This window comes from uncultured Nostoc sp., from assembly GCF_964247315.1.
Lineage (GTDB): Bacteria > Cyanobacteriota > Cyanobacteriia > Cyanobacteriales > Nostocaceae > Nostoc.
Genome location: NZ_CAXTTT010000121.1, coordinates 1 through 22439, shown reverse-complemented (window position 1 = coordinate 22439; position 22439 = coordinate 1). Strand labels below are relative to the sequence as shown.

Genomic DNA, 22439 nt, shown 5'->3' with positions numbered 1-22439 from the left:
ACAATGCGATTGTATCGACTAACAATGCGATTGTATCGACTAACAATGCCAATGCACATCCTACGTTACCTAGCAACTCTAAAAGCGCACTATAATTTGATACCTCAAATAGTAGAGTTTTTTCTAGCCAGGGTTTGAACAGGCAATAAAATAATCTAGAAAAATATGGCAATTTTTGTAGGTTGTGATACGCTATCTGCTTGAGAAGTGTGGAGGAGCCGAAAATGACTAAGCTACGGGTGGGGTTACTGTTTGGCGGTCGTTCGGGAGAACATGAAGTTTCGATCAACTCAGCACGGGCGATCGCTAAAGCCTTGAGTGCAGAGGAAAATGCTAGTAAGTACGAAATACTGCCTTTTTACATCCAAAAAGATGGCCGCTGGCTGGCGGGAGAAGCACCCGAAAAGGTTTTAGCAACCGGCAGTCCGCTGCTGGAATCGGCAGAATCAACAGGAAATCTCACATCCAACCCTCAAGCCCAAACCCTGAGCAATTGGCAATCTCCCTCTCAAGTTGCTCAAGTAGATGTTTGGTTTCCTATTCTCCACGGCCCTAACGGTGAAGATGGGACAATTCAAGGGTTACTCACCTTGATGCAAGTCCCCTTTGTCGGTTCTGGGGTGTTAGGTTCGGCAATGGGAATGGATAAAATTGCCATGAAAATGGCTTTTGAGCAAGCGGGATTAGCACAGGTAAAATACAAGGCGGTAACTAGAACGCAGGTTTGGTCTAATCCGTGCGTATTTCCGAAACTGTGTGATGAAATTGAGGCAGCATTAGGTTATCCTGCTTTTGTCAAACCTGCGAATTTGGGTTCATCAGTGGGTATTGCCAAAGTGCGATCGCGCCCAGAATTAGAAGCTGCTTTAGATAGTGCTGCCAGTTACGATCGCCGACTAGTTGTAGAAGCTGGTGTCGTCGCTAGAGAAGTCGAGTGTGCCGTTTTAGGTAACGATCAACCCCAAGCCTCTGTCATTGGAGAGATTATATATGACAGTGATTTTTACGACTATGAAACTAAATATACTGTGGGTATGGCAGATTTACTGATACCCGCACAACTTCCAGATGCGATCGCTCGTCAAATCCAAGATATGGCTTTGCAAGCTTTTGCAGCAGTTGACGCTGCGGGGTTGGCAAGGGTAGATTTTTTCTACGTAGAAGCAACACAAGAAGTTTTGATTAACGAAATCAATACCTTACCAGGCTTTACTGCGACAAGTATGTATCCCCAACTCTGGGCCCATAGTGGAGTCTCCTTTCCAGAATTAGTCGATCGGTTAATTCAACTTGCTCTTGAAAGGCATTCTCGTAGCTAAGAGAAGAAATAAGCGAACTGATTTTAGATTATTACCGCAAAAAGTCATCATAAATACAGAACTTTGGCAAAATTTAGCCAGATTTTGTAGCATCTGTTTTACAAAAAAGTTACTTAAATCTGAACTTTGTTACGGATACCTGATGCTTGACTCCTCAAGTACAATTTATTGACTAGAGGGGTACAAATCTGAAAGTAATCATGGAAAAAAGTCAGAGTGTACAGCGCGAGCGAACCCAATTAAAAAGGGCTACTCCAGAGCTGACAAATAGGAAATCGAGATTAAAAAATAGCTCGAATGTTCTGATATATCTGGTTGCACATCATCCTTGGCTATTGTTAACCGGGTGTTTAGCCATGTTTATGGGAGGTGGTGCCTTTGCCTTATATAGTTTAGGTAATGCTGGGCCCGTGCCACAAGAAGAACCAGAAAAAATCCCAGTCATAGTTGAAGAACCAATCAGTCTGCCCTCTGAGAATAGCAATCCTACACCTTTATGGATGATTGCTGCGATCGTTCTCAGCTGTGGTGGTGGTTCCTTGCTGATTTTTAGAGTGCTTAACCGCACAAAGCAACCGCAAAAACTTCAAAAACAGGTTAATCGCCATCAGGTACGCTTGGCACAGAAGAATTACCAAAAATTGGAACCACCACTTCCCAAGAATCAGCCAATTTTTGTGCCACAGCCACAACTAATGCCTCTTATGCAGATGCAACCTAAAACAAAGCATCTAGTAACTGTTCTACCAGCAGAACACAAGCACCACCTGGATACGCGCACAGAACCTTTAGCAGACTTGATGGATCTTCGTAAAAATAGTTCATTGTCTGCTATTTTACGTCAGTATTAATACTACTGTAAAGTAAAACCCCGTTAAATTAACACTTTTTGCCAATTAGCTTGGCTTAGATTCCCGACTTTCTCTAAGAAGTCGGGAATCTTGTTATGTACTAATAATTTATTTGCTATATAGCGGTTTAACTGCTTTTAAAAAGTTAGATATGAGCAATTAGGAATATTTAAAAACTTGCCAAAATGGCAACCAGCTTTTGATTATTTAAGTTAAATTATATGAAGATAAACGACTTCAAGGGTTTGATTATCAGGGACTACCACTTAAGCAAATTCCTTTTGTAAAACACTATTTACTAAGTGATTTACAAAAACAAAAAGCTATCTCTAACAATTATTTGCAGAGTATTTATCTCAGTAAATAAATTAATAATTAGGTTTGGCATTTGCTGCAACAGGAATATTAAATGCGTACAGACGTTGTTGTTGAACTACGCATTAGCCCCCAAATAGCGGGTAACGTCTGTATACATTCCTGTTCGCTTCAGCAGCAAATGGTAGAGTGGGAGTTTGAAAGCTGACTGATATGCTTCCTCCCACTCTCTTTTTATCTAATTCGTAATTCGTAATTCGTAATTCGTAATTATTGTTGAAACACTCACACGTCATTGTGAAGTATTTTGGTATATTTGGGATGTTCCCATCAAAATACGAATTTTTTTTAGAAGTTAGTGTCTTGTAAAAACTCAAGAATCGTTTTATTCAACACCTCAGAAGCCCCACTTGAGGCATCATGACAACAGTTAGATAAAATCTGTAATTTGGAGTTGGGGATATGTTGATGTAATTTTTTACCATGACTAGCAGGAAACCAACTATCTTGCTCACCCCACAAAACTAATGTAGGACACTTAATGGCACTCAGGTTATTTTGAATTTTAGTGAGCATATTGGGCTTATTTGCTTGCCAATTCTCAATTTCTCGCGCAGCTATTTGTAACTCTTCGGCGACTTTTGCGATCGTACCAGGCAATTCAGTAAACGGGTAAGTTATCCAATAGATATCTTCCTGCGTCAAAATTGAAGGATCGAATAATACCCCACGTCTTTCTATTGCCATAACTTCTCTAAATAAAGGTGCAAACAAATATGCCAGACGTAAAGAGTCAATTGTTTGCATTACTTCTCTGGGCATTTGGGCAAGTAACCACATAGCCCAATGGGGTAGATATTCGGCAAAAACAGGTACGTTTACTACTATAAGCCGTCCGATTAGCTGCGGATTTTCTTGAGCAAGAGCAAGGGCAACTAATCCCCCTAGAGATTCTGCCACAATCACTGCGGGTTCATCACATAATGCCTGAATAATTCTTTGAAACTCAATAACTTGATGACCATTGTCTTCTCTACGACACAATGGTTTTTCGGAAAAACCAAAACCTTTGGCATCAAAACAAATTACTCGGTAATATTTAGATAATGGTGCTACGCTGTGGCGCCAATTGTAGCTCCAACTCCCCATGCCATGTAATAAAATTAACGGTTTACCTCTACCTTTTTCGCCATAAGCAATTTGTACAGGATAGCCTTTAGCATCAGTAATAACTAGACTTTGCCGCCCTTTGGGAAAAGTAGCTTGCCACCAATCTTTCATTCTTTTATCAATAAACAATTTAACCACCTGAAAAGGCGTTCCACAGGATTCTAATTAAGATCACGGGCAATGCTACTAAGGCAATAGAGATTAGCAACAATCCAGCCAGAACGGCAAAGATAAACCACCTGTCTGTACTTTTTTGCTCGCTGGGAAACTTTAAGTGTTCTTCCAAGAGCTTGATATTATTAGTGTTAGCTTTCCAGGCAAAATCAAAAAAGTCTCCCAAAACTGGGACAGCGCCTACCAAGGCATCAATGATTACGTTCAAAATCATTTTACTTATAGTGGCTCTAGATACGCCTAGCCGCGCTGCTTCTAGAATTATGTAGCTAGAAAACATTATTCCCAAAAAATCACCACCAATCGGTATGAGTCCTAAAATTGGATCTATACCAAAACCAATCTTTGTGCCAGGAATGGTAATAGCATTATCCAACAGCCGACTCAATTGACGCAGGCGCTTCAAAGTGGGTGCTTTGGCATCAGGTTCAATCATCGAAAATCGAGGAGGAGAATCAGACATAGAGGCGATCGCTAATTTTGTATTGAATCGTTGATATTCTACTCCCCTACTGAGCTTTTGCAATCATTTTCTCAAGGATTTACGAATTAATATTTCTCTTGCGATTGCGGCTGGGCTTTTGAGCGCATATCTTCGCCGATAGTCACGTTCAACTGATCGCCGATTAACAGAACAGCAGCGCTCATTGACAGCCAGAGCATTAAAACTATCACAGCTCCTACAGCACCATATACTTTATTATAATTGCCAAAATTCGCCACATACAGCCGAAATAGAGCAGACAACATTGCCCAAAAAACAGCTGCTAAAATTGCTCCAGGCATCATTGGCGTGCCTGAGTTCCACTTGCTTGGCCCATAGCGATAGACAAAGCCAAAGGCGACAGCGACAATACTTAAAGTTAAAGGCCAGCGTAATAGCAGCCAAAGATGCAACAAAAAGATTAAAGAACTATTTTCGCGCGCTACTATTCCCAATAGCCAATCGCTAGTAAACACCGAGAAAGAAGCCAGTATCAAAAGTAACATAGTACCGACTGTTAATCCCAGAGAGACAAGCTTGGCTTTCCAAAAGGGGCGGATGTTTTCTGGAGGAATTTGATGGATTTGATCGAGGGCTGTCATAGCAGTACTCACCGCCCCAGAAGCAGTCCAAATTGCTAATACAAAGCTTAGAGAAAATAAACCACTGTTTTTGGAGTTAGTAATTTCTGTGGTAGCAAAATCACGAATCAGATTTAGGGCTTCTTCAGGTAGGACTTGACTTAGTTGCACCGCCAGTTGTCTAAAGGTGTTTTGTAAAGATTCCGCTAACAAACCAATGGCTGTGATGATAGCAAGAATTGCTGGAAACAGCGATAGCATGGCGTTGAAGGCGATTTCCGAGGCAAGTCCCAAAAGTCGTCTTTCGATTGTCCTCGCAAAAGTTTTTTTGAGCGTGTGCCAATTGAGGTGACGAAAGAAGCGGATAAAACGAGGCTTTGGCATGATTTAGAGTTAAAACTGGTTGGGTTTATTAACTACTGTGCTAAATTTTGCGTAGCGATCGCATCTATCTTTCTACCGCAAGAATACCGAGTGGGGAGTGGGGCAGAGTTCCTAACTAATGACTATTAATCTATGAATCAAAATTTAACACAACAGTGGTTGACAGAAATCCAGGTAATCAAAGAGCAGATGGCACAGCTACAACACGATCGCGATACGGCTTGGGAAAGTGCCCAAAAATGGCGTCAGCTTTACAACACAGAAGCAGAACAACGCCGTACAGATACTCAACTTTCCCAACAGACGATCGCCTCCCTCAAGGCAGAACTGCATAAACTTCAAGGTTTTGAAGTAGAGACATTGACTGCTGGGACACCAGTAGCTATCCAACAAGAAATAGAACAGCTAAAATCTGTGGAAGACTTGCAAGCTAAACTCATCACTGCGATTAAAGAACGCGATCGCCTCTTGCAAGCTTTGAAAACTGAGCAGGACAACCACGCCCAAACTCGCAATAGCCTGACTACTGCCTTGGGTGATGCTATTGATAGCTTGACACGCGAACGAGCAGGGGTAGCGAAAAAGGGGGAGTAGGGGCTAGTAAGTCAAAAGCTAAAAGTAAAAAGTAAAAAGAAAAGAATTAAGACTTCATCACTTCTATGCTTGCCCTTTAACTTTTGACTTTTAACTTCATCTTGGGGGCAGGGGAGCATAAGGGAGAAATAACTAATGCCCAATGCCCAATGTCCAATGCCCTAAAATCCCATTGCCTTGGCTACAGCGCCCAGTTCCGCCGCGATACCCTGTTGAAATTGACTGTGATTGTGTTTAATAGCTGTATCTGGGTCTTTTAAACCATTGCCTGTGAGGACACAAACTACGGTCGCTCCTGTAGGAATTTGGTCTTTCACCTGCAACAACCCAGCGACAGAAGCGGCGCTAGCAGGTTCGCAGAAGATACCTTCTGATGCTGCTAAAAGTCGATAAGCATCGAGAATTTCTGTATCGGTAACGGCGTGGAAATTTCCCTGGCTGGCGGTTTGTGCCGCGATCGCTAATTCCCAACTAGCAGGGTTGCCAATGCGAATTGCTGTCGCTAGGGTTTCGGGATGCGCCACTGGCTGACCGTGGACTAAGGGGGCTGCTCCTGCGGCTTGGAATCCCATCATCCGGGGTAAGCGATCGCACTTTCTGGCTTGATGATATTGACAAAAGCCCATCCAATATGCTGTGATATTTCCGGCATTTCCCACGGGAATACACAACCAGTCTGGTGCATCACCCAATGCATCGACAATTTCAAAGGCTCCTGTTTTCTGTCCTTCTAGTCTGTAGGGATTGACCGAATTCACCAAAGTAATCGGATAGCTTTCGGCCATCTCGCGGACAATTTCTAGAGCTTGGTCAAAATTACCTTTAATTGCCAATACTTCTGCGCCATACAGCAACGCTTGAGCTAACTTGCCCAGCGCCACATAACCGTCGGGAATCAGTACAAAGGCATTCATACTTCCCCGTTTAGCATAAGCGGCGGCGGCAGCTGAGGTATTGCCCGTGCTAGCACAAATTACTGCTTTTGCCCCTGCTTCCTTAGCCTTGGAAATTGCCATAGTCATCCCCCGGTCTTTGAAGCTGCCGGTAGGATTCAAACCGTCGTATTTTACAAAAACTCGTACTTGTCTGCCAATACGTTCTGCGATCGCTGGCACTGGTATTAGAGGTGTGTTGCCCTCCAACAGAGTGACAATCGGTGTTTTTTCGCTGACAGGCAAGTATTCACGATAGGCTTCTATCAATCCGGGCCAGGGTTGGCGATGAGATGTAGCAACAGACAGGCTCAAAGTCACGGGATTTAAAATTTATTAATTGTAAGGATTGGATATTTAGAAAGGGTGGGATAGGGAAGCGCAAAATTGGAAAGAGGAAGAAAGTAGATTTTTCTGTTACCAGTTGCCTGTTGAGAGTTCCCTAATCCCTAAGAATCTTATTAAAAATATTATTTTTTGTAATGCAGGCGTTTCACTTGCTATTTTGATTTAGAAGGTTAATTTATCATAAACTGCCACGGCGACCTTCGGTTCAACAAATTAGCTTAGAGGAGACTGACGAGGTGAAAAATCATCTGCAAATCTATAGGACTCCTATTTGATTTTGAATCAGACTCAGTACTTATCTATCCTATTCCTTGTCCACGCAAGTAAATTCAGGAATCAAACCTGATTGCTATATGAGACTTACGCCATAACTCTCTGAAACTCTGATTTATCCGTGGTTAAACCTGCTTTTAGTGCATTCGTTTAGTCAAGTATATCTATGTATTTTCCCACCTGATTCGCTTCAATTAATCTAGGAAAATACGCAAGAGGCTGTCTCTTTTTGATAGTAGCCTTCTACTTCCCTTGCGACGAGAGGCTGTGCCAAGTGTAAGTGCTTCGCCCTACGTTTTTTCATGATTTAGCATAATTCTTGATATAGTCTACATATAATTTCTTGCGTAAATTCCCCAAAAACGGCGATAATTGTTTGTACAACCATAATTGACAGACTATAAATTAACTATTCCTAAGTACCATACAGTGGAAGAAAGCTTTACACACTTGGGTCAGTGTTTTTTTTTGGAACACAGCCATTATAATCACCGTCTTTTATGATTGAACGCCAAATCCATTAGAGTAATTGATTGAAAATATACAATAATGTAATAAAGCTTAAAAGAGCATTATTATAATATTTCTAATGGTGTGAGTTAAATTGTGGATTTAATTAGCGATGCCTACTTATTTATCTAACGTTTCCGATCGTGAGTCCCAGACTGCCTGGGTCAGCAAGTTAACCAAGTCTTATTATCAAGACGATCAGCAAGCTAAATTGATGCATTTACAAGCAGAGGTAGACTCTCTGTTGCAGCAATTGGAAAACCTGAAGCACCAACGTCAAGCCGAAACCAACCAAAAAGAAGAAGAATAAGTCAGTCTTGTCGATAGCGATCGCTTTTCCCCTCCTAATTTAAACTTCAGTAGAGGGGAAATTTGAGTCAGGGATATGCTATTCAAAGCGCTGATTTTTCTCTGACCAGCGCCTCAAACTATAGTTATGAGCATTTTCTACCAGTAAAGCTAAGGATTGCACCCCTGAAAGCTTGGCGATCGCAGAGAGTCTTTGTAAGTAATTTCCTGTAAAATCAGTGTAGATGATTTTATTTCCATCAGAGAAAATTATAGTCCGCTCACGGCCTTGTTTTGTATTTTTTCTCTGAATTTCAGGTGTCGGCTGATTCAAGGATGCTATTGCTTCTGGTGAGATAGTCAGTATTATTTCTGGTTGAGCGTTATTTGTTAAATCAATCACTTGAACGGGCCAATCACCTAATTTTTCCTGCATCTGTTCAAAGCTAGGAATAGCACCACCCGGAACTTCGCCAGATTGTTGTAAAGATTGCCACAGACTCGCTACTATTACCTTCACCCCTTGGGGATTTTGTTGATGCAGTTCTCGTAAAGTAATTGGAGATGGTTGCACCCATTCCAGTGCTGCATTTGTCAAGGCTAAAGGTTTGGGCTGGAGAACATCGTTTTGATTATCTGGAATTTTTGGGCCAGCAGCTAATAGGCGCAAAACTTTACCTTGTAGTTGCACCGCTTTGATAGCGGCTATAGTAATTTTTTGCTCTCCGTTAGGCAACCAGACTACAATTTGGATTTCCGGGTCAGAAGTGATTCCCAAAGTTTTCCAGAAAAATTTGGCAGCGTCAGTTTTCGGTGGGTTGAAATTCTCAAAGGGAAAATTTAGCCAGCGTTTCCCGTCATTAAATGCACTTACCTCCACCTGATACCAAACTTGATTATCCGTAAGTTTCAAATCTGCTGGGGAATTTGGTTGCAGCCATTCGGTGTTGGTAACTTGAGTGATTGGTTGCACCGTACCAACAATCTGACTAGGGTGAGTAGAGAATATTTGCGATGTCCCCTTACCATTGAGTCTTGCCAACAAACCTTGAATATAGGCAAGATTCTCTTTTGTAATTTTTGGTTGCGCCTTTAACCAAGAATTAGCGTCTTCTTCTCCCCGCTGAACTGCTAAAATCAACGCGAACCAAGCTTGCACCTCTCGTCTATTTGGGTTCACCTGCAACGCCGCCACTGTGCGATTCCACAACCGTTTTTCATCAGCTTTGAGTAGAGTAGCAATTTCTTGGGCATTATGTGGCGACGCTTCAAACACCTGTAAAGCTTTCTCCCAGCGACCATCAATCAAATCTGCCAGCACTTCTTGACTAGGACTTGCCCAAATTTTCTGGGCTTGGGTTTTAGTAAGTTGGGAATGCAAGCGAATCAAATCCATTTGCGCTTGCGCCGCTTCTGGTAAAATTCCTTTGCGCTGTTTCTTGATGAATTTCAACCATTCAAAAGCTGGTGTCCACAATCCACTACGAGCAATCGATAGGGCATTTTGGTATCCAGAATCCTTGAAGGTTGATGATTTGAGGCTAATCGCCTCCAATTGAATTGGTTTGAGGAATAACTTCAAAGGTTTGACTTGGTAAACCTGTAAGTGCGGTTCTAAACCTACTGTTTGCTCGACAACTAACTCTTTTGTAGCGTCACCAGTTACCTGCTGCCATTTGGGCAATTGTCCATTAGGACTAGTCCAAGACAACATTTGTAGTAGATTCGTGCGGTCTGGATTGTAGTATACGACGTAACCGTAGCGGATAGAACCAGATCCTTGTTGGCGTTTACCCCGCAAATCAAACCAAACCCCTGATGATGGTGTCTTACCTTCAAAACGTTGTACTTCAGTTAAAGGTAGGGGAATACTGATATCCTGGGGTTCTGATGTTCCATCAAGCAAAGAAGAAATCACAAAGGATTCATCTGGGCCAGTTACAGGTAATTGAGTCGATAGATAGTAGTAATTTTCTGACCGAGATTTAAACTCTAACTCTTCTGAGCGCTCGTAAACTCTAAGTTCCACCAGTTCTTCACAATCAGATAGACAATTAGCACGTTGTTGAAAAACTGGCAGTAAAAATGAAGTTTTCACATCCTCATGTAAAGGCAGAGTTTCCCCAAATATTTGGTTTTTTTTACTCAAATAGAGTTGAATTTGTTTGAGAGTTTGGGGACGTTCGTGTTTACCAAGGGGAATTTGTGCCCATGCAGGTAAAATTTTATTTAGCCAGCTTACCTCGTCTGGATTGAAGATGAAGAGAACACTAATCCAGGCAAAAGCCATAATTAGACTAGCACTACTTAACAGAATTGCGATCGCTAGTATTGACGACAACCAACTTCCTCGTTTTAACTTTTTCTGGGGTTTTTTAACGACGCGTTTCATCGCACCAGCACGAGATTGATTTAGTTTCGAGGCTTTTGGCTTCAGCTTGCGTGAACGATTTGCCATAGATTCGGGATTAGAGAATTGAGGATTAGGGATTGAGAAACTCTTTCCTAGTCCCCAGTCCCCACTCCCCAATACCCTGTTATACTCGCCCTTTCAAAAGTTGCCCAGAAGCATTAAGTCTAATTTGGGACAAAATCCGTAAATGTCCCCATGTGAACCCAAGATGATCGCGAATACACTCTTCACTTAAGTATGTGAGCAGAGTGTAAAAAATTGAAAGGTAAATTTATTAGCCGTAGTCATCGCCAAACCTGGATGCTCGCATGGTTACTAATTGCGGGAGTAAATGGAGTTGCACAAAAAGCATTAGCACAAGAGTACATAAATACAGAAACTACTCAGGAGATAGGAGTTAAAGGCGATAATATTATTCCCTCATCCCCCTCCCTCTCTCCAGAAGAACCGATGGCTCAAGTTACATCGGTATCTCAACTCAAGGATATACAACCCAATGATTGGGCATTCCAAGCCTTGCAGTCTTTGGTGGAACGCTATGGTTGTATAGCCGGCTATCCAGATAGCAGCTATCGCGGAAATCGCGCCTTAACTCGGTATGAATTTGCTGCGGGTGTAAACGCTTGTTTAGATAGAGTTAACGAATTAATCACTACAGCCACCAGCGATTTAGTCACTCGCGAAGATTTAGCAATATTACAAAAATTACAATCAGAATTTGCCCCTGAATTAGCAACTTTGCGGGGTCGTGTTGATAATTTAGAAGCCAAAACTGCTGAAATCGAAGCCAACCAATTCTCAACAACAACTAAACTTAGTGGACTATTGATAGTTGGCATTCAAGGAAGAACGAACAATCGTGGTGATGTTAATCCTAGAGATGGACAAAAGGATACAGATGATGCCGGGACAAACATTAATCTTATATCCCTGGCGCAGTTGTATTTAACTAGCCAAATCACTCCCCGTAGTTATTTATTTACAGGTCTTTTAGATGGTAACGGAACAACTTCCCCTAGATTTACTAATAGTGTTTCTCGAAATGATGTTTTACTTGGCTACGAATTTCCTACAGATAACTTGATTGTAAGTGACCTAAATTTTCATTGGCTGGTGACAGATAAATTAGCAGTAATGGTAGGAACAGAAGGTGTCAGTATGCCATATGCTTTCCGAGGTCCCAATCGGGTAGAAAGTGCTGCAACAGGCCCACTGTCTTATTTTGCCCAAAGAAACCCAATTTTAAATATGGGATACGGTCACGGTGGTATAGCTATCGATTGGCAATTTGCTAAACGCGCTAGTTTGCAGGCAATTTATAGTAGTTATCAGCCAGGAAATCCCGGTAAAGGTAGCGGTTTATTTGATGGAACCACCACTACAGGTGTGCAATTACTACTGACACCAACTGATACTCTAGATTTAAGTTTATATTACGTTAACAATTACGCTTCAGATGGTTGTTTACTAACCTTTGTTGGTGATGAATGCTTAACTACAGTTAATACCACTACCGGAAAATCAGCACCGCTACAAACTAATGCCGTGGGTGCGACTCTAACTTGGCAAATTTCTCCCCACATTAGCGCAGGTGCGTGGGGTGGTTATACTAAATCTTATATTCCTGGGCAATCGGGAAGTGTAGAAACAACAAATTATATGGTGTTTCTGAATTTCCCTGATTTATTTGCTAAAGGAAATTTAGGAGGAATTTATGTCGGTCAACCTCCTAAAATCACTAGTAGCGACTTACCTGTAGGGAATAATGTCCCTGATTTTATCAATACAGGTTTAGGACGTGCAGGTGGACAACCAGGTACGACCACTGAAATTGAGGCATTTTATCGTTTCCAGCTAACAGATAATATCAGTATTACACCAGGGATAATTCATCTTATACAGCCTGGTAACACACCAGATAATGATTCAGTTACTATCGGCATTTTGCGGAGTACTTTTAGTTTTTAGTTTGAGTTTCACATAAGAAGAAGCTTCTGCGGCTTCTCACAGGATGCGCTGCAAGCCAGCACTCATAACTTTGGAGACGCGGAGATTGATTTGTTGGGAAATTCTAGAAAATTGGTATAAATAATCAAAATATCTCTTCCAATGCCCAATGATATACTTTCAATAGATATAAAAAAGGTTTGGTTCACCACCAAACCTCTATCTAAATCCAGTGCATAACAACATCCCAAACTAATTTACTAATTATTATATTCGTCGGGCATCTTCCTATAGGATGTGTGCAAATATCCTTTGCTTTCTCCGGTGACACAATAAAAATAAGCCTGCCATTCGTGGCAAGCCTACATGCACACCATTTGCTAAATCTAGGTAGATGTTTTCAGGATTAACCACCAGCAACAGCAGGGACAATACTAACTTCATCGCCATCTTTCAAGGCTGTGTTGATACCATCTAAATAGCGGATATCTTCGCTATCGACGTAAAAATTTACAAATCGACGTAGCTTGCCTTCTTCATCGCACAACCGAGATTTAATACCAGGAAAGCTTTGTTCTAAGGAGTCCAACAGTTCAGCAATGGTGCTACCGTTGGATTCTAGACTAGCTTGATTATTAGTCAAATTCTGAAGAGTTGTAGGAACTAAAACTGTTACAGCCATAGAAGTACAAAGTGAAGAGTTAAAAGTGAGAAATACAATTTAAGAGTTAAGAGTCATGAATAAAAAACTCATAACTCCTAACTCCTAACTAAACGAGAACTTGTTGCCATTCCAAGCGATCCAGAGTACGCGATCGCTCCAAGGCACGTTCAAAACTATCCAGTTTAGCATCAATAGTCAAGGGTTCACCAACGTAGCCTTGGATTGCTTCTTGGGTTTTCAGACCATTGCCGGTGATGTAAATCACGGTAGTTTCATCTGGATCGATTTTGCCAGCTTCTACCAGTTTTTTCAGCACGGCCACGGTTGTACCACCAGCCGTTTCTGTGAAGATACCTTCGGTTTCTGCCAGCAACTTGATGCCATCAATAATTTCTGCATCATTGACTGATTCAATGTTACCACCTGTCTTCTGAGCTAGCTCCACAGCATAAATACCGTCTGCTGGATTGCCGATCGCTAGCGATTTCGCAATTGTATTCGGTTTTACTGGCTTAATAAAGTCGCGTCCTTCTTTGAAGGCTTGAGCGATTGGCGAACAACCTTCAGCTTGAGCGCCACTGAAACGGACGCTCTTGTTTTCTACTAAACCAACTTCGACAAATTCTTGGAACCCTTTATAAATTTTTGTAAAGAGCGAACCAGATGCTAAAGGAGCAACCACATGATCGGGAAGTTCCCAACCTAGTTGTTCTGCAACTTCAAAACCTAGCGTCTTAGAACCTTCAGAGTAATAAGGACGCAGATTAATATTGACAAAACCCCAGCCATGTGTATTTGCAACTTCCGAACAGAGACGATTTACTTGATCGTAGTTGCCTTTGACGGCCATGAGAGTAGGACTGTAGATCAAGCTACCGATAATTTTACCGGCTTCTAAATCTGCGGGGATGAACACACAGCAGTCTAAACCCGCATGAGCTGCGATCGCAGCTGTAGAATTTGCCAAATTACCAGTGCTAGCGCAAGAAACAGTAGTGAAACCTAACTCCCGCGCTCTAGATAGAGCGACTGACACCACCCGATCCTTAAAGCTCAGGGTGGGCATATTTACGGCATCATTTTTTATATAAAGTTTATTTAGACCCAGGCGACGGGCAAGACGGTGGGAACGAACTAAGGGAGTCATACCAGTTCCCACATCTATTACATTGTCAGTTGCGACAGGCAAAAAGGGACGATAGCGCCAAATTGAATTGGGCCCAGCTTGAATTGTTTCACGAGTGACAGTCAGACGTAGGGCGTTGTAATCATATTTAACTTCTAACGGCCCAAAACATGACTCACAAACATTACTGGCTTTGAGTTCATATTCTGCACCACATTCCTTACACTTCAAGGCTTGAAAGTAGGCAGTGCTGGTTTGGGTTTGGGTTTGGGTTTTGATTGCCTGAGTCATAAACTAGCTTTAATAAGTTTGTCTGTCACTTGTCGCCTGATACTAACACGAGCAAAAATACCAGTCAAACATACCCGACTAAAAATATCGGGTATACTTGGTATTGAGGGGAATAGTTATTGTAAAACTTTAATACTAGTAATCTCTATTTTTAGTATTTACACAGATATATTTAATGTTATGAAAAAATAAAATAGCTTCAATTAGTCAGCATTAACACGTAAATTTTTATGATTAAATTGCATCAATTTTATGATAAAACTGCATTCAAATAAATTAATATCCTATTTATGCGATCTAGAACGCTTAGTTAACTTTCAATTTTTTTATCTAAATAGACTCTACAAAGCAGTAGAAATTTCTGACAGCAAAGACTTAAAAGTATTTATATATATAAGTTTTAGTGTTTTTAGCATCTGATTAAACCACTAAAAATACTATGTGTGTTGCCAAAATAAAGTTAATTTTCACCTTTGATGCACTCATTCACGGCTAAAGAAGTTACTTATTTCTACGGTAGACTTTTTTTGCTTTAAAAATTACATTGCTATTTATAGCTCTAATTTCCAGAAATACAGTAAAAAATTACACATATTTGCGATTGCCAGCTTTGATTCTTAAGGATAAGCGTAAAACAAGTAGACAAGTTATTTCTGGTTATTGTCTCAATACAGTTTTTAAGGAGTGTCAATAATTTAACTTCTTAAATATACATTCCCAAAACGTTGAAGTTTTGGGCAGCCATAATCGGTAATTCCTAAAAGGGAATTGCCGAACTTTATCCTGTCTCCAAATCCGAGATACAAGTTAAACAAACAAACTATTTCTATGGTTAATCGAAATCAATCCGTAAATAAGCAGCGTCAACTTTACCAATTTTTAGTAGCAACAGCATTATTAACTGGTAGCCTTTTCCAATTTCTCGCACCTGTATTAGCTGACGGAACTACTGCGGGTACATCTATCAGCAACACGGCGACTGCGACCTACGAAGATCCCAACAATCCAGGAACAACCATAAATGCCACCTCTAACGCTGTTATCGTAACTGTGGCAGAGGTTGCTGGTATTACTGTTACAGCATCAGGAGTCACAGATAGTAATGGTGGTTCTGTTGGAGTTAACGATTTATTAATATATACGTACACTCTGACAAACGTCGGTAACGACCCTACTAAATTCCGGGTTCCTAACCTAGCAACCACAACTGGGCCAGGTACAGTTTCAGGAATCTTACCGAATGGTGGTACAGCTAACAACTTGCAATACAGCACCGATGGCGGCACAACCTGGCAAAATATCACTGGCACTGAAGTCATCACAGCCTCAGTTGCGCCTGGTGGTACTGTGTTGGTACGTGTGCCAGTTACCGTACAGGCTGGCGCTCAAACAAACGATGTAATTACCGTTACCCTTGGTAATACACCTGGTAACGCTCAGAACCAACTACGAAGTCCCGATGGTGGTGACGTTTATACCGTAGATAACGCAGATGGAACTGTTACTGGTGAGGTAGCTGGCGCACCAGTTAACGGAACAAGGGAAGCTAGTGCGACCGAGCAAATCAAGGTAGGTTCTACCCTGAAGTCCTATGCTTTAGCCACCGTGCTGAAGGTTCGTGGTGTTGTAGACACTAATAACACGACCCAGATTACAGATGACAAGATCCCTTACAGTTTAAGTTTGCGGGTTGAGTCCAATGACCCCACAAATAACGGAATCAGCCCAGCAGCTTTAGTAGGTACACCCATCAATGTTGATGGTAGTAATGGCAACTATATTTTAGTTTCTGATGCAATTCCAGCAGGTACACAACTAGCAGCTGCGCCAACTCCACCTCCTGGTTGGCAAGCAGTCTACACGACTGAGCCAGTCACAACTAATGCGAATACAGCTAATTGGAAAACCTTTCCCTTAAAAGGTGCTGATACACTGCCAGGTGTGACTCGTGTTGGTTTTATCAATAATCCAACTACTATTACTTCCATTGCTCCCGGTACAACGGTAAATGGTTTCTCAATTCAGTTAGCTGTTAAATCAACTGCAACTTCACCATTGACCGTCTCTAACATTGCCCAATTGTTCGGTCAAACTCCTAGTACTAATGCACCAGTATATGATGAATCTGGTGACCAAAATCCCAGTAACTACGACGGCTCAACACCTCCTCCAGGTACAGATACCAATGGTGATGGTGTTCCTGATACTCTACCAGCAGCTAGTGTTAGTGACGGCTATATTAACGACTCAACAGACCTTACCAACACTGGAACTGATACAGGTAATAACAATACTGGTACTGGTACTGGTGGTGAAGCAAATAGCATCATACTGCAAACGCCTGTAGCTTCAGGGATACTCAACGGGCCGCAGAATGCGCCAGATGCGACTGGGCCATCCGGGAATAACGATGACTTCACCAATAAATCTTCCCTTGTACCAGCAGGCACACTACCTGGGACTAAACTTGACCCACAATCAGTTGGCTTTACCAACACAATTAAGAACAATGGCACTAGCACAGGCAATATCACATTAGTACCAACAAAACCAACCAATCAGCTGGATTTACCAAATGGTACGAAGGTAACTATTACCTACAATAGTCAGTCGGCTGTATATACCTACGATCAAGCAACAGGAAACTTTACAACCGCTAGTACACCAATTACTATATCTAACGTTGCTAGTGGCACACTCATCAACTATGGTATAGAAGTCGATCTGCCAGCCAATACTTCTTTGTCAACAGATACTATTCCAGACTACACAGGCGATAAAGAATTTGGCTTCCCAATACCGATCGTTGCCTCTATTGATACTAACGGCGATGGTCAACCTGATAGTCAAAACACCACCATCGATCGCGTGTATACTGGCTTCCTGAAACTGCTGAAAGTGTCGCGAGTTTTACAAGGAACTGGGCCTGTAGTCCAGGGGAATGATGGCACATTCAGTATCGATCCGAAGAAGCCTGCACCAGGAAACATTATTGAGTACCAAATTCAGTACACAAATATTTCCGATCCTCAATCTGGAACGGGTAATGTGATTTTGAATGCTAACAAAGTTGTGATTACTGAAGATGGTACGAAAACCCCCAATAACTGGGCATTAGACAACGATGCTAGCGGTCAAATTGATACTAGCAACATTGTTGGTTCAGCTAAGGATTCCGAGAGTGCAACCATTCAATTTTTCAGTGGTAATTCAGCTACTAGCTCTGGCATTGACCAAACTGGAACTACGGCAAACACTGATGTTGCTAAGTATATAGATAGTGTAACTGACACGATCGCACCAGGTATTCAAAGAACGTTTACCTTCCAACGCAAGGTGAACTAATTCGTTCGGATTGGGGACTTTGAAGTTCGCAGACTCTTCTCTACGAGAGGCTGCACCAACAAGTTTGCGAACCAGTTCACCTCACTCCCCAATCCCTAAACATCAAGCAAATAGGGGAGTGACTTTTTCTGAATAAAAGCTGGGAAAGATAAGTCAACAATCAACATTCTGGAATTTTTTTGAGGTTATTTATATGAAGCGTGTTTCTCTTGCAGGTTTAGGAGCATTTGCTCTCATTGCTACAGTTCCATTTGTCGGTCAAATTCCGGGAATCGCAAATGTATGGCATTCAGAAAGTGCTGTTGCTCAGAATATCAAAACTCAAGGGCAAATTCAATTGCGTTTAGAGGCAGAAAAGCAAGTAGTGGCACAGGATCGGCAGGGTAAGCAAAGCAAAAAATGGGAACCTTTAAAAGGTCAAGCTGTGGTGCAACCAGGAGATGTATTGCGATATACCTTAAGTGGCGAAAATAAGAGCGATCGCCCAGTGAAGAATTTAACTTTTAATCAACCTATTCCCACAGGAATGGTCTACGTGCTGAATTCTACCAATGTCGCCAACAATGCCAAAGTTGTTTACAGCATTGACGGTGGGCATAGCTTTGTCGAAAATCCTACTGTTAAAGTTACTCTTCCTGGCGGCAAAGTGGAAACAAAACCAGCACCAGCCACTGCTTACACCCATATCCGTTTGCAGATTCCGTCACTTGCAGCTAAGACGACAGTCAAGGCGACTTATCAAACCCAAGTGCGCTGATTGGGACGCAAGGACACGTCGCTTTCCTGACTCGAAAAAGAGCTGCAATCAACAATATTTCCAGATAAAACCTGAAAACGAGATTTTTAAAGGGTTTTGGTTTAACTGGATTCCCTAAATAAATAGATGCTTTTATTAACAACAAGCTTGACATTTCAGAGGAGATGTGTTCGGTGAGCCGTCCTCAAAACCAAAAGCAAATTACTTCTAGCGGTAGCTGGTGGCGACGGTTAACAGCTACTGTTCTTCTGGGAAGTTTTTTGCATACTACTATATCTATGCCAGCGATCGCGCAACAGACTAACAATCTGGTTGCGTCTGTGCCATTAATAAATCAAGCTACTTATACTTATACGGATTCTGCTAGCAATTATCAATATCAAGGAAGTTCTAGTCAAATCAATGTTAGTCCTAGCCCATTACTCGATCCATTAGGACGGATCTTAGGTTGCGCTGGCACAATTCTACCTGATTATACAGGTTTTTCAGTTGGCGTATACGAACCTAATTCTAGCGACCCAACGGGTACAGAATTAGGTAGTTTAGTTGCTTTGACTAGAACAGAGTTACCCGATATTCCGAATAACAACGTTCCTGGCGGTAAATCGCCAAATACCGAGAATAGTAACCCTTACTTCGTTACGAATAACCCTGCGGGTATCTACAATTTCCTACTCGATCCGAATAAGGGTCAAACCGCTCCAGGTAGAACCTATATTTTTGTAGTCAATCCACCACCAAATTCTATCTACAAACAGCGGCGGATAAAAATTGAAATCCTTGGTAGCACTGGTACACAAGGTAATGGTGTTGTGCGGTATGTCGCTAGTTCTCTAGATGGTCAACCAATCAATATCACAGGTGAAACCAGGGTAGAGCAAACAGTTGTTTTAGTTCCCAATGCAGAAGTAAATGGACTGGACTTATTAGCCTTTGAATTCACCACAAATATGTGTCAAGCCAATCAGTTACAGATTATCAAAACAGGCGATCGCGCTACTGCTGAACCTGGAGATACGGTAATCTATCGCCTGTCGGTAAAAAATCTTGCTGATGCTGGTTTGAATAATATATTTGTCACCGACGACCTACCTTTAGGATTTCAGTTTTTGCCGAAATCTGTACGGGGAGAGCTAGATGGTCAATTAGTCACGATCGCCTCAGAACGCAATGGTAACACAGTGACATTCCGCACAGACGTCACAATTCCCCCAGAGAAAGTCTTGAATATTGCCTACGCTGCTCAATTAACAGCTGATGCATTACGTGGTACTGGTCGCAACACTGCGATCGTTAATGCCCAAAGAGCTGATAACCGTTTTAGTACTAAGGATGGCCCAGCAACGCATCAATTGAAAATTCGTCCAGGAATCGTTTCTGACTGTGGCACGATTATCGGTCGGGTGTTTGTTGATAAAAACTTTGACGGCGAACAACAGCCTGGTGAGCCTGGGATACCCAATGCAGTGATTTTTCTGGAGGATGGAAACCGCATCACTACAGATCCTAATGGTTTGTTCTCCTTAGCTAATGTCTTACCTGGATACCACACAGGTGTACTAGACCTTAGCAGTTTACCAGGTTACACCCTAGCTCATAACGAAAAATTCCGCGAACGAAATAGCCAATCTCGCTTGGTGCATTTAGAGCCTGGTGGTTTAGTACGCATGAACTTCGCTGTCACCTCCACATTTCAGGAGCCAGTCAAGAAATGAAACCCAGACTGCACTGTATAACCACATTTAACCTGAGATTGATGGGAGTAATGCCAGTAGTAGCTCTCAGCCTTGTTTTGTACCCTGCAATAGTTAAAGCAGAAATCACTAGTGAAAAACTCCTTTTGCCTAATTCCCATTTGCAGGCTGATAAGGGTATTGAAGATCGTGATTTTTCAAGGGATCTGGAAAACTTCTCTGTTTATAGGGCAGAGGATTTGAATTCTTCCTCTTCAAGGGAAAGGAAACTTGTTCGGAGGTTAGATTTCGCTTTGGTTTTTCCAAATGACGTGAAAAGCCGGGTTGAAGATCGAGCGGATCGGAATAAAGTTGCTGAAAAAAGTATAGATTCAAATTCTCCCCATCTCTTGGGAAGTTCCGAGCGGCATTCTTTACCTCTCAAATTTGCCTCAACTTCTTCAATCTCGGCTCCTGAAATTCTAGATGTCCAGGCAAGTGAAACGGAAATACAGCCATTTCAACCAAAAACTTCTGTAGATTTATCCAGAGACTTAGGCAAAATAGCAGGAATAGAGGACAAGAACGACGAACGCAAAAATACTGAAACACTGTTTCATGCTTCTCCAACGGAAATACAACCATTTCAACCAGTAACTTCTGTAGGTTTGTTTAGAGGATTACGCAAAATTGCAGGAGTAGAGGACGCGGGGACAAGGGCACAAGGGGTAAATAAAAATCTTCCCGTGTCCCCCACTGTCCCTATCCCTACAACAATCAAAATCTTGACTCCGACGGCTGACAGTGTAGTAGATGTACAAGCTAGCACGGTGATTGTGCAGTTTCCCGCTGGTAATCAAGTGGAATTGCGGGTAAATGGGGTGTTGGTAGACCCTTCTTTAGTAGGACGGACGGAAACTGATGCTACCACCAATTTGGTAACGCAGACATGGTATGGTGTCTCATTAAAAGAAGGTGCAAACACCATTTCTGCACAACTTGCTGGAGGAACAGAACCCCCTGTAACAGTACAAGTCGCAGTGCGAGGAACGCCGCAGCAATTAACTTTAGAAACAGTTGAGTCTCGTATCCCGGCGGATGGACGTTCTACGGCTACAATCCGGGGTCAACTCATCGATGCAAACGGCAATCGCTCGAATCGTGATGCTGTTGTCACCCTCATTCCCAGTGCTGGGGAGTTGGTTGGGAAAGACTTCAAACCCGATGAACCAGGATTTCAAGTGGAGGCGAAAGGGGGACAATTTACAGCGACGTTGCGATCGCAACTGAAGGCGGAAACGGTCACAATTCGCGCGATCGCTAATGATTTAGAAGCCTTCACCCAACTCCAATTTGAAACGGCACTGCGGCCGAGTTTAGTTACTGGAGTAATAGATTTACGATTGGGCGCTAGAGGTACAAATTATTACGGCAGTTTCCGTGATTTCCTCCCTCCTGACAAAAACAACGGAACGCAATTAGATTTCCATTCAGCGATATTTGCCACTGGTGCGATCGGAGAATGGTTATTTACAGGCGCATACAACAGTTCTCGTAGCCTCAATGAAGATTGCAACTGCGATAATCGCCTGTTTAGAACTTACCAATTCAGCGAGCAAAACTATCCTGTCTACGGCGATAGCTCGAAAGTTGATGTGGTCGCTCCTTCCATTGACAGTGTATTTTTGCGTTTTGAGCGTTCAGCTCGTACCCCTGGTTCCGATCCTGATTATGCTATGTGGGGTGACTATAACACAGAAGAATTTGCACGGCGATCGCAGCAATTTACTTCTATTACCCGTCAACTCCACGGTTTCAAAGCTAACTACAACTTAGGAAACCTACAAATTACAGGTTTCTATGGCGACCACTTAGAAGGGTTTCAACGGGATACTATTGCTCCTGATGGTACTAGTGGTTATTACTTCCTCTCTCGCAGACTATTACAACCCGAATTTCTCACAAACTCAGAAAAAAGCGGAGGTTAAAACTGGTAAAAT

The 22439-nt window shown here is 42.1% G+C and carries 15 protein-coding genes and 1 pseudogene; 9 read left to right on the top strand and 7 right to left on the bottom strand.

What is annotated here, in order from left to right:
• Positions 1-224 precede the first annotated feature (224 nt).
• Positions 225-1319 carry a D-alanine--D-alanine ligase family protein gene (locus ACFE93_RS27815; protein WP_375478222.1) on the top strand — a complete coding sequence of 365 codons (1095 nt, stop codon included), beginning with the start codon at positions 225-227 and terminating at the stop codon, positions 1317-1319.
• A gap of 200 nt (positions 1320-1519) precedes the next feature.
• Positions 1520-2170, top strand: a complete 651-nt coding sequence (locus tag ACFE93_RS27810; RefSeq protein ID WP_375478220.1) for a hypothetical protein — start codon at positions 1520-1522, stop codon at positions 2168-2170.
• A 663-nt stretch (positions 2171-2833) separates the two neighbouring features.
• Here ACFE93_RS27810 and ACFE93_RS27805 read toward each other — a convergent pair.
• From ACFE93_RS27805 to ACFE93_RS27795, 3 genes are all read right to left on the bottom strand, one after another.
• Positions 2834-3766, bottom strand: a complete 933-nt coding sequence (locus ACFE93_RS27805; RefSeq protein ID WP_375478218.1) for an alpha/beta fold hydrolase — start codon at positions 3764-3766, stop codon at positions 2834-2836.
• A 19-nt stretch (positions 3767-3785) separates the two neighbouring features.
• Positions 3786-4292: a DUF4112 domain-containing protein gene (locus ACFE93_RS27800; protein WP_375478226.1), complete on the bottom strand. Its 507-nt coding sequence runs from the start codon at positions 4290-4292 to the stop codon at positions 3786-3788.
• Between the two features lie 86 nt (positions 4293-4378).
• Positions 4379-5278 (bottom strand): YihY/virulence factor BrkB family protein, encoded by a 900-nt coding sequence (locus ACFE93_RS27795; RefSeq protein ID WP_375478216.1) that lies wholly within the window; start codon positions 5276-5278, stop codon positions 4379-4381.
• 132 nt (positions 5279-5410) lie between these two features.
• Between ACFE93_RS27795 and ACFE93_RS27790 the strand changes: the two genes are divergently transcribed.
• Positions 5411-5872, top strand: coding sequence for a hypothetical protein (locus tag ACFE93_RS27790; protein WP_375478214.1), 462 nt, complete (start codon positions 5411-5413; stop codon positions 5870-5872).
• Positions 5873-6033: 161 nt separating this feature from the next.
• On the opposite strand, the gene thrC (ACFE93_RS27785) is transcribed toward ACFE93_RS27790, so the two are convergent.
• Positions 6034-7125, bottom strand: coding sequence for a threonine synthase (gene thrC / locus ACFE93_RS27785; protein WP_375478212.1), 1092 nt, complete (start codon positions 7123-7125; stop codon positions 6034-6036).
• A 922-nt stretch (positions 7126-8047) separates the two neighbouring features.
• Between thrC (ACFE93_RS27785) and ACFE93_RS27780 the strand changes: the two genes are divergently transcribed.
• The gene (locus ACFE93_RS27780) at positions 8048-8245 is read left to right on the top strand and encodes a hypothetical protein (RefSeq protein WP_375478210.1); all 198 of its coding nucleotides are present in this window, start codon (positions 8048-8050) and stop codon (positions 8243-8245) included.
• A 78-nt stretch (positions 8246-8323) separates the two neighbouring features.
• On the opposite strand, the gene ACFE93_RS27775 is transcribed toward ACFE93_RS27780, so the two are convergent.
• Complete coding sequence (locus tag ACFE93_RS27775) at positions 8324-10681, bottom strand: hypothetical protein (protein WP_375478208.1); 2358 nt, start codon at positions 10679-10681, stop codon at positions 8324-8326.
• Between the two features lie 255 nt (positions 10682-10936).
• Here ACFE93_RS27775 and ACFE93_RS27770 point away from each other — a divergent pair, with 255 nt between their 5' ends.
• The gene (locus tag ACFE93_RS27770) at positions 10937-12604 is read left to right on the top strand and encodes an iron uptake porin (protein ID WP_375478224.1); all 1668 of its coding nucleotides are present in this window, start codon (positions 10937-10939) and stop codon (positions 12602-12604) included.
• Between the two features lie 385 nt (positions 12605-12989).
• Here the strand turns inward: ACFE93_RS27770 and ACFE93_RS27765 are convergent, their stop codons facing one another.
• Both ACFE93_RS27765 and thrC (ACFE93_RS27760) read right to left on the bottom strand, forming a co-directional pair.
• Positions 12990-13265: a ubiquitin-like small modifier protein 1 gene (locus tag ACFE93_RS27765; RefSeq protein ID WP_094342283.1), complete on the bottom strand. Its 276-nt coding sequence runs from the start codon at positions 13263-13265 to the stop codon at positions 12990-12992.
• 88 nt (positions 13266-13353) lie between these two features.
• Positions 13354-14664 (bottom strand): threonine synthase, encoded by a 1311-nt coding sequence (gene thrC / locus ACFE93_RS27760; RefSeq protein WP_104909699.1) that lies wholly within the window; start codon positions 14662-14664, stop codon positions 13354-13356.
• A gap of 828 nt (positions 14665-15492) precedes the next feature.
• Here thrC (ACFE93_RS27760) and ACFE93_RS27755 point away from each other — a divergent pair.
• The 4 genes and pseudogenes from ACFE93_RS27755 to ACFE93_RS27740 form a co-directional block, all read left to right on the top strand.
• Complete coding sequence (locus tag ACFE93_RS27755; RefSeq protein WP_375478206.1) at positions 15493-18009, top strand: beta strand repeat-containing protein; 2517 nt, start codon at positions 15493-15495, stop codon at positions 18007-18009.
• Between the two features lie 193 nt (positions 18010-18202).
• A complete protein-coding gene (locus tag ACFE93_RS27750) occupies positions 18203-18766 on the top strand; it encodes a hypothetical protein (RefSeq protein ID WP_375478204.1) in 564 nt (187 codons plus the stop codon).
• Positions 18767-18930: 164 nt separating this feature from the next.
• A complete protein-coding gene (locus tag ACFE93_RS27745) occupies positions 18931-20481 on the top strand; it encodes a hypothetical protein (protein ID WP_375478202.1) in 1551 nt (516 codons plus the stop codon).
• A pseudogene (locus ACFE93_RS27740) lies at positions 20478-22391 on the top strand (Ig-like domain-containing protein); the annotation flags it as partial. The gene ACFE93_RS27745 and the pseudogene ACFE93_RS27740, both read left to right, overlap by 4 nt.
• Between the last annotated feature and the right edge of the window lie 48 nt (positions 22392-22439).